This is a genomic window from Streptomyces rishiriensis, from assembly GCF_003112535.1.
In the GTDB taxonomy this organism is placed as follows: Bacteria; Actinomycetota; Actinomycetes; order Streptomycetales; family Streptomycetaceae; genus Streptomyces; species Streptomyces rishiriensis.
Window position 1 is genome coordinate 1 of the sequence record NZ_BEWA01000048.1, and the last position, 8271, is coordinate 8271.

Sequence of the window (8271 nt, forward strand, 5' to 3'; positions counted from 1 at the left end):
GCCAGGGTCGGTGTAGTCGTGCGCGGTGCACTGGGCGGCGGCGACCGTGTCAGCGCCGGGGACCTCGCGGATCACGGCGCGGACGGCGGCGATGATCTGGGTGACGGTGTCCTGGGTGGCGACCGCGTCGTCCAGCACGGTGGAGTCCAGCGCCCGACGGTGCTTGCCCTTTAGCACGCCGGTGGCCCTCACGACCTCGCGCACGGCGTCGAAGATGCGGTTCGGGCGGGCGGAACGGGCCAGCCGGCGGCGGAAGTAGGCCAGCAGTGACGGGTCGAAGGCCATGTCGTGCAGGCCCAGCCCGCATGCGGCCTTCCACCGCAGGTCGCACCGCAGTTCCTGCACCGTCTCGAAGTCCGACAGCCCGTGCAGGGCCTGCAAGGTGATCGCGGCGGCCAGGATCTGCGGCGGCATGCTCGGCCGCCCGTTCGCCGACGGGTACATGTCCGCGAACATCTCAGCCGGGAACAGCTCGCCACGATGCCCGGCCAGGAACGCGAACACACTCCCCACCGGGATCAGATCCCGGCAGGTCTCCCACACATCCGGCCCAACCGTCTCACCGACCCACTCACCCATCGCCACACGACGAGTCTGGCCCTGCCGCTGACGCGGCAGGGCCAGAACCCAAGATCTTCATGAACCTTCTAGGACGGCCTTGAGCTGGTTGATCGCCTGGGTGCGGCCTTGACCCGCGAAGTCCTTGGCGAGCTTGAAAATCCGGGCGCTGTGCAGCCGCGGCGGCGGGGTCGGAGGTGGTCACCGCGTTCCATCCGGCGCGACCGTGACTGATCACGTCCAGGGCCTTGAACTGGCGGGCGAGATTGCAGGGCTCGGTGAACGTGGTGGAGGCGGTGGTGACCAGGCCGATCCGCTCGGTCTCGCGCGCGAGGACGGTCAGGATCAGCAGCGGGTCGATCACGTGGTGCGGGGCATGGTGGTCGAGGTCGACGTCCAGGACCGGGGTGTCCGCGATGAACAGCAGCTGGATCTTGCCGCGTTCGGCGGCCTGCGCGTAACGCACGAACTGGTCCATGTCGGTGTAACTGTTCAGGTTCGCGCCCGGCAGCCGCCAGGCCCCGGGTGCGGCCCCGTATCCGCCGCTGAACTGCATGCCCAGGACCGTCCGTCGGCTTGTCACGGTTACTTCTCCAGGATGAGCGATGAAATGGGGAGAACACCTCCACTTGCTTTCTCGGGGGCGGAGGCATCTTCGGGGTTGTCAAAGGCCGTGCGGGTGCCTGGGTTCGGGGCCGGCCGAGTGTCGGCCCCAAACCCAGGCACGGCACCGGATGGTTCCTGCGGGCGGAGGAACTACGGCCTGTCGAGGACTCCGGGTGTGTCGTGGAGGACCACGCTCCGCTGCAGCGGAACCCGCTCTGTGCGGAGCATGTTCACAGGTGCCGCCGGGTCGGCCATGCCGAAGGAGATCCCGAACAGCAGCTTGAGCTCCGCAGGGACGCCCAGGAACTCGCGGACGGTGTCGGCGTAGACGCCGAGGATGGTCTGCGGGATGCCGGCCAGCCCCCGGGCCGCCAGCGAGAGCAGAAAGTTCTGCGCGTACATGCCGATGTCGCCGGCCGTCCGTACTCCGTCTCCGAGCGCCGGCATGAACAGGAACGCGGCATGGGGAGCCCCGTAGAACTCCAGGTTCTCACGGACCGCCGCCCTCCTGCCGTCCCGGTCCGAGCGCTCGACGCCCCGGACCCGGTAGACACTCGCGCCCAGGGCCCGCGACCGCTCGACGTAGATGCCCTCCTCGCCATAGCCATCGGTGAAATCCGGGGAGGTCCGCCCCTCCTCCTCGGCCTGGAGCAGCTCTTTGCCCAGGGCGTCCCGCGCCGCCCCCGAGACGACGTGCACCGTCCACGGCTGGGTGTTGCTGTTCGAGGGGGCGGTCTGCGCGTCTTCCAGCACACCGCGGATGTCCGCAGGGGACAGGGCGGTGGGCAGGAACTGCCGGGGGGAGCGGCGGGAGCGTGCGATGTCGGTGAAGAGTGATGCGGTGCCGGGCAAGGCGGTTCCTCTCCGTGGCGCGCAGTCTCCGCCACGGCGGCCGCGGCACAGCGCAGTACGGCAGGCCACACGAGGCGGCAGTCGGCGTGAGGGCCGGATGCGAGATGCGCTGTGCGGCTATCTGCAGGCTTGCGGATGTTCGCAGGCAGCGAGGTGCCGAGGCTGCAGCGTGGGGGGGCGCTCTTCGTGTTCGTCTTTGTGCGTTGGTGGCGTGCCGCTGCTACCGCCCGCGGGTCGTTGCGTGCACGAGTGCCGCGTCGGGTGACTCAGCGGTGGGCGGCGCGGTTCATCTCGACGATGTCGTCGAGAGTGGGATTGGCACCGCGGGCGGCGATGCGTTCCGGGAGGGTGTCGCGGATGGCCGCGTCCTTGGCGCGGTCGGCCGCGGCCAGGGCCGCCGGCAGTTCCTCCAGGGTCAGTTCGGTGCAGTAGGCGGGGCTGTTGGGCTGCTGGCGCCAGGAGTCGGCCAGCATGCCGGCGTCGTAGGGGTCGAAGCCGGTGTCGTCCACGAGCTGCATGGCCACGCGCCGCGCCTCCTCGCTGTCGCCGGCGACGGGGATGGCGAGGCGGCCGGGTGTTCCGGCCGGGACGCCTTTGGTCCGCTGGGTTTCTGCCAGGGCGGCGTTCCACGCCTTGACCACGGGGCGGCCGAGCAGTTCGGCGGTGTACGCGCTCTCCACCTGGCCGTTGTCCACCGCCTCGATCGGCTCGCTGAGCATGCCGGGGTAGTAGTTCGAGGTGTCGATGACCACCGTCTCGTCGGGCACCGACGCGAACAGGTCCGCCAGCTGGCCCGCCACCCCGAACGGGATCGACAGGACGATGACGTCCCTGCCCTGGACGGCCTCGGCGAGGTCCGCCGCGCGGGCCCCGGACTCCAGCACCTCCGCCCGGACGGCCTCGGGGCCGCGGGCGTCGGCCACCTCGACGTCATGACCGGCCGTGCTGAGCTTGGCGGCGAGGTTCCCGCCGATGGCACCAGCGCCTATGACAGTAATTTTCATGATTTGTCCCTTGAGAGGTTGTGCCGCCCCTGAGGGCAGCGCGATTGATGGCCGTGCGGCGGCGCCACCTGGCCTTGCTGGAGGGAGGCGCGGTGTCTGGCGTTTTACGCCTGGGTGTCCCGCTCCCGGTAGCCGCTCGCGATGAGCGTGCGGAGCCGGGCGAGCGACTCCTCGTCGGTGCCGGCGCCCTTGATCCAGGCAACGGAGCAGGCCGCGAGGAACAGGTCGTTCCCCCGCACCGACGCGCGCACGCACCCCGCGAGCTGCGCGGCTCGCACGTACTGATCCGTGGCGGAGATGAGGATGTCGCAGGGGATCGTGAGCGGGTTGTCCGGCTCCTGCGCCCGGGCCGCGGCCATGAGCGGGTCCGGCAGCCCACTGAAGGCGCTGAAGTACTCCTCCATCGCCCGCAGCCACTGCTCCAACGCCTCGGCCGGGTCGTCGAGTTGCTCGATGTCCGCCTGGCGGGCCACCAGCTCCTCGGAGCGCGTCTGCAGCACCGCCGCCAGCAGCGCCTCCCGGGTGGGGAAGTGCCGGTACAGGGTGCCGGGCCCGACGCCCGCCTCCTTGGCCACCGCCTCCAGGGAGGTGCCGACCCCGTGCTGCAGGAAGTGACGCTGCGCGGTCTCCAGAAGGGCCGCCCGGTTGCGCTGGACGTCCGCGCGGGGCTTGCGTCCCCGCTGTTCACCGGCGCTCATGAGTACTCCTGCCTGCCGGGATCGTGCGGCCGCATCAAAACGGATGCTGCCTCCGTACGCATTCGAGAATAAAGCGGAGGCAGCATCCGGTCAAATGGGCGGCCTGAGCGCGGAGCCCGGACAGCGCAGGGGGCCGACATGTTCGGCCGTGGAGAGCGGGCGAAAGCCGTGCGGGCTGCACCATTCCAAGACGCCCTGTCGGGCCCCTCCCGCGCCGAGCCCGGCCCGGTCCCCGGTAGGACGTCAGGGCGTGAGCTGCTGGTGTCCGGTGACGGAGAGCAGTTCGAGCTTGCTGTGGCTCTCCGTGCCGGGGCGAGTGGTCAGCACCACCAGGGTCTGGGCGCGGTTCTCGGTGTACAGGAGCTGGGCGTCGACGTCGATGCGGCCGAGTTCGGGATGGAGGAGGGTCTTGCAGTCGTCGTAGCTTTGCGCGACTTCCTGGAGTTCCCACATGCGGACGAACTCGGGGCTGTGCTGCTGGAGTTCGGCGAGGATCCGGGCGGCCCGGGGGGTGTCGCTGCCGGCGGTGAGCGCGGCCCGCAGACGGGCTGCCTGCGCGCGGCCGTGGCGCTCGCGGCTCTCCTCGGGAACCATCAGGCGCTCGGCCGGGTCCATGAACCAGCGGTAGTAGCCGCTGCGGGCGAGGCCGGTGTGGCGGGTCTGGTCGCCGAGCAGCGCGATGGCCAGCGGGTTCATCGCGAGGGTGTCGAGCAGGTCGGTCTGCACCATGGCCGGTGAGTCGTCCAGGCGGTCCAGGACCCGCAGCAGCGTCGGGCTGACATGTTCGGAGCGCTGGAAGCGGGCCGGGGCGTTGTGGCCGATGAGGACGAAGAGATGGTCGCGCTCGTCGAGGGACAGCCGCAGTGCCCGGGCGAGAGCCGTGGTGATCTGGACGGAGGGCTGCGGGGCACGTTGCTGTTCCAGCCGGGCGTAGTAGTCGGTGGACATGCCGGCGAGCTGCGCGACCTCCTCGCGGCGCAGCCCCTGCGTACGCCTGCGCGCTCCCTCGACCAGCCCGACGTCACGGGGCCGCAGCGCCTCACGCCGGTGGCGCAGGAATTCCGCCAGTTCCTTCTTGTCCATGCCGTCCATCCTCGCCGCATCCCGCCCGGCTATCCAGAGACCGCCGATCCATGGCTGAGCCCTCCCCTCTCGCCCCTGCGAAGCCGCTCGTACGGCCGACGCCGACAGCGCTCGCGGCGAGAGACCCCGATGATCACCTGACCTGCACGACCCGCTGGGAAAATCGCCGGCAGTCGGCGGAGCCGCGCAGGCCGTCGGTCGGGAAGACGGCCCGCCGCGACGGTCCCCCGTCGAGGACGCCTGACGCTTTGGACGAGCCCCGAGCCTCGTCGCCCGGCCTGGCTGATACGACGAGGTTCGCCGTGTGACGGTGCCCGCGTGCTGTTGCTTCCCGTCGGCAACAACAGGTCGGTCAGCTGCCGCTGATCACGGCGAGGACGTCGTCGTAGGTGCCGGTGGCCACCGCGTCGCGGATGAACCTGGCGGGCTCGACGACGATCTCCTTCGCGTCGGGCTTCTCGCGCAGCAGGTCGAGGGCCTGGGTGAGGAAGTCGTCCAACGGCATGGACTGGTCGCTGTCCTGCTGACCCATCAGGGTCGTGCGCACGCCCGGCGGGACCACCTCGATCACTTGGACGCCGGCGTCAGCACCGGTGAGCTGGATGCGCAGGCTGTCGGAGAAGGAGTGCAGTGCGGCCTTCGTCGCGCTGTAGGTCGGGGTGATCGGGAACGGTACGAACGCCAGCGCGGAGGTGACGTTCACGACGACCGCGTCGTCCTTGCCCACCAGCAGGGGCAGGAAGGCGTACGTCATCCGGATCGTGCCGAGCAGATTGGTCGCGACGTGGTCCTCGGCGACCTGGAGTCCGGCCGGGTCGAGGAGGTTCTCCGGCAGCATGATGCCGGCGTTGTTGACCAGGACGTTCAGCCCCGAGTGGCTCGCCGCCACGGTCTCACGGGCCCGGGCGATCGAGTCGGGGTCCGCGACATCGAGGACGAGAGCGTCGATGCCGGGGTGCTCGGCCGTGATGTCGTCGAGGAGTTCCTTGCGCCGGCCGGCGACGATCACCTTGTTGCCGGCCTCGTGCAGGCGCAGGGCCAGACCGAGGCCGATGCCCGAGGTGCCGCCGGTGATCAGGATCGTGTTGCCGGTCATCTTCATGGGGGTCTTGCTCCTTCGGTACGGCGGGCCGGTGAGCGCCCGCAGCACCGACCGTAGGAGCGCCCGCGCAGGGGCGGGAGAGGAAGGTTCATCCATGGATCGGCGGTCTCTGCCTGGTGGAATCGTCCCTGCACCGCACGTCTGTCGACGTGTCCCCACACGGCGAGGGACCTCCGCGACGTGGCCTGCCGCGCTTCCTCCCCGTCCGCACCAGTGACCTGCCCAAGGGAGCGGTTGTCCAGGGACACCAGCACCATCGGGGGCGTCAGGGACAGGGAGGCGAAGGCACTGACCGTGGTGCCGTGCGGGCACGGGCCGTCCATTGCCGTGACCACGGCGACGGGGGAGGCGACGGTGGCCAAGGCGTCGCGGAACGCCTGCAGGGAGACGGTGCTGGGGAGGTGGGTGGTGGTCATCAGCGGGCCGTTTCCGTGACGCGGGGGTCCAGACCGTACTGGTCGCGGGCTCCGAGGTGGTCGCGCAGGGTGGGGCCCTCGTAGTCGTCGCCCGCCGAGCGACGGAACCGACCGCTCCGCATGTCCGCAGGCGATCCCTGGACTCATTCAGGGATCCGGGGCGTGCCCATCTGCGGTGACTATGCGTCACGGTCGTTTCGCAGGGCCTGGATGAGCCAGGGGTACACCGGGATCAGGTTCGGTACTACCTGCCAGCCGTTGACGATCCACACCAGCCGCCAGTACCGGTCCACCCGGGAATCGTGCGCCTCTTCGAACTGCTGGGCCATCCAGTCCCGGAATTCCGTGTCAGGGGTGCGCGCGAACACCTCGGCGAAGCGGTGCACGAGGTCGTCGATGACGGGTGCGCCCCTGTCGCCGAGCGGGTCGATGCCCGACTCCATGGCCTCGGCCACCTTCTGACGGGTGAATTCCGTCAGTTCCTCGCCGGCGTCGCATTCGATGTCGAGCGGGCGCCCGGCGGCCTGACGCACGGCCGTCCGGCGCATCCGGGCACGGAAATCCTCGTCTCCGACCAGCTCGGCGAGCTCCACCCACGCGGCGACCTGCTCGCTGGTCGGATCATCGGGGAGGTCGGGCGTGGCAGCACGAACCATGGCCAGCGCGGTCGCGTCGGCATCCACTGTGCCGAAGGTGCCATCCATGAAATCGTCGATCAAACGTCGGCGTTCCTCGCCGGACAACTGCGTGAGCCTGTGCATGAGCATGGTCTCCTCGGGACTGGACCCGCGTCTGGCCACGACTCGCAGAACGCTCCGACGCAGTTGCAGCACCCGGATCTGGACGTCCATGGCGTCGGCGTGCGCCGCGGCGACTTCCGCCACCGAGAGCTCGCGGTCCAGGACCCGTTGAATAGTGGCCAGGTCCATGCCCAGCTCGCGCAGTGTGCGAAGGAGTTTCAGACGAAGCAGTGCGTCGAGGTCGTAGAGTCGATAGCCGGCGGGACTACGGGTGGTCGGCGCCACCACCCCCGAATCGGAGTAGAACCGGATAGTCCTCACAGACAAGCCGGTCCGTCGGGAAAGCTCCCCGATCGAGTAGAGGGTCGTAACGTCCATGCCCCCACTCTGCTGTCTCCAGTCACTGGAGACTCAAGGCCATTGTTCCCGAGCAGGGCCCCGACCACGAGACGTCCTCCGAGTTGCTGAAGCATGCGTCGCGTGCTCCTCGCTGACCGCCAGGATGAAACGGGCACGCCCTGCACGTGCTGGGCGAGAAGATGGCAGCGACATGCGAGACCGCTCGCTGACGGCCTACGGCTACCAGCCCTTGGACTCATTCATCTAGTAGGACTCCGTTAGGTCTTCGTGTTCGGCCTGTTCTCGGGCATGTTGGATGGATGGACGCACATGAAGTGAACCGTGTCCGGGCGAAGTTGGCGTTGTACGTGGCTGATGTGTTCGCCTCGGTGCCGCGCAAGGACCAGCGGGCCAAGGGCGACTGCTATCTGCGGGGACTGATGCTGGACGGCCGCCGCAAGTCGATCCAGGCGATGGCCTCGCGGCTGCCGGACGGCAACGAACAGAACCTGCAGCAGTTCGTGAACCAGTCCACCTGGGACCCGGTGCCCGTGCAGCGGCGGATAGCAGAGCGCATGCTGCCGCTGATCAACCCGACGGCCTGGGTGATCGACGACGTGTCGATGCCCAAGGACGGCCGGATGTCGGCCGGGGTGGCTCCGCAGTACTGCGGAGCCCTGGGCAAACGCGCCAACTGCCAGGTCGCCGTCAGCGTCCACGCCGCGACGGACACCGCGTCCTGCCCGCTGCAGTGGCGGCTGTTCCTGCCCAGGGAGTGGGCCGCGGACACCGAACGCCGCACCGCCACCCGTGTCCCGCCCGAGGTCGGGCACCGCGAGAAGTGGCGGCTGGCGCTGGACATGCTCGACACCC

General features: G+C 69.5%; 11 protein-coding genes. 1 reads left to right on the forward strand and 10 read right to left on the reverse strand.

Annotated features, from left to right (window positions below):
• From Sri02f_RS40580 to Sri02f_RS40625, 10 genes are all read right to left on the reverse strand, one after another.
• Positions 1-579: transposase (locus Sri02f_RS40580; RefSeq protein WP_167467716.1), on the reverse strand; the 579-nt coding region annotated here is incomplete at its 3' end.
• A complete protein-coding gene (locus Sri02f_RS40590) occupies positions 572-1114 on the reverse strand; it encodes an LLM class flavin-dependent oxidoreductase (RefSeq protein WP_245971033.1) in 543 nt (180 codons plus the stop codon). The genes Sri02f_RS40590 and Sri02f_RS40580, both read right to left, overlap by 8 nt.
• 200 nt (positions 1115-1314) lie before the next feature.
• The gene (locus tag Sri02f_RS40595) at positions 1315-2016 is read right to left on the reverse strand and encodes a nitroreductase (RefSeq protein WP_109006294.1); all 702 of its coding nucleotides are present in this window, start codon (positions 2014-2016) and stop codon (positions 1315-1317) included.
• A 266-nt stretch (positions 2017-2282) separates the two neighbouring features.
• A complete protein-coding gene (locus tag Sri02f_RS40600) occupies positions 2283-3020 on the reverse strand; it encodes an NADPH-dependent F420 reductase (protein WP_109006295.1) in 738 nt (245 codons plus the stop codon).
• Positions 3021-3124: 104 nt separating this feature from the next.
• Positions 3125-3718 carry a TetR/AcrR family transcriptional regulator gene (locus Sri02f_RS40605; protein WP_109006296.1) on the reverse strand — a complete coding sequence of 198 codons (594 nt, stop codon included), beginning with the start codon at positions 3716-3718 and terminating at the stop codon, positions 3125-3127.
• Between the two features lie 243 nt (positions 3719-3961).
• Complete coding sequence (locus tag Sri02f_RS40610; RefSeq protein WP_109006299.1) at positions 3962-4801, reverse strand: helix-turn-helix transcriptional regulator; 840 nt, start codon at positions 4799-4801, stop codon at positions 3962-3964.
• A 352-nt stretch (positions 4802-5153) separates the two neighbouring features.
• Complete coding sequence (locus Sri02f_RS40615) at positions 5154-5903, reverse strand: SDR family oxidoreductase (protein ID WP_109006297.1); 750 nt, start codon at positions 5901-5903, stop codon at positions 5154-5156.
• A complete protein-coding gene (locus Sri02f_RS42365; protein ID WP_218029942.1) occupies positions 5900-6319 on the reverse strand; it encodes a flavin reductase in 420 nt (139 codons plus the stop codon). Before Sri02f_RS42365 ends, Sri02f_RS40615 begins: the two co-directional genes overlap by 4 nt.
• The gene (locus Sri02f_RS43775) at positions 6319-6441 is read right to left on the reverse strand and encodes a hypothetical protein (RefSeq protein ID WP_281261928.1); all 123 of its coding nucleotides are present in this window, start codon (positions 6439-6441) and stop codon (positions 6319-6321) included. Before Sri02f_RS43775 ends, Sri02f_RS42365 begins: the two co-directional genes overlap by 1 nt.
• A gap of 57 nt (positions 6442-6498) precedes the next feature.
• Positions 6499-7437 (reverse strand): MerR family transcriptional regulator, encoded by a 939-nt coding sequence (locus tag Sri02f_RS40625; RefSeq protein WP_109006298.1) that lies wholly within the window; start codon positions 7435-7437, stop codon positions 6499-6501.
• A gap of 281 nt (positions 7438-7718) precedes the next feature.
• Between Sri02f_RS40625 and Sri02f_RS40630 the strand changes: the two genes are divergently transcribed.
• Positions 7719-8271, forward strand: a 553-nt coding sequence (locus tag Sri02f_RS40630; RefSeq protein WP_109006300.1) for an IS701 family transposase, incomplete at its 3' end; no start/stop codon positions are given.

What these genes read in the sequence shown, in the direction of transcription:
- Sri02f_RS43775 (WP_281261928.1), bottom strand. Translation starts at nt 6,441, where the DNA reads ATGCGGAGCGGTCGGTTCCGTCGCTCGGCGGGCGACGACTACGAGGGC.
- Sri02f_RS40625 (WP_109006298.1), bottom strand. Translation starts at nt 7,437, where the DNA reads ATGGACGTTACGACCCTCTACTCGATCGGGGAGCTTTCCCGACGGACC.
- Sri02f_RS40590 (WP_245971033.1), bottom strand. Translation starts at nt 1,114, where the DNA reads ATGCAGTTCAGCGGCGGATACGGGGCCGCACCCGGGGCCTGGCGGCTG.
- Sri02f_RS40605 (WP_109006296.1), bottom strand. Translation starts at nt 3,718, where the DNA reads ATGAGCGCCGGTGAACAGCGGGGACGCAAGCCCCGCGCGGACGTCCAG.
- Sri02f_RS40615 (WP_109006297.1), bottom strand. Translation starts at nt 5,903, where the DNA reads ATGAAGATGACCGGCAACACGATCCTGATCACCGGCGGCACCTCGGGC.
- Sri02f_RS40600 (WP_109006295.1), bottom strand. Translation starts at nt 3,020, where the DNA reads ATGAAAATTACTGTCATAGGCGCTGGTGCCATCGGCGGGAACCTCGCC.
- Sri02f_RS40610 (WP_109006299.1), bottom strand. Translation starts at nt 4,801, where the DNA reads ATGGACAAGAAGGAACTGGCGGAATTCCTGCGCCACCGGCGTGAGGCG.
- Sri02f_RS42365 (WP_218029942.1), bottom strand. Translation starts at nt 6,319, where the DNA reads ATGACCACCACCCACCTCCCCAGCACCGTCTCCCTGCAGGCGTTCCGC.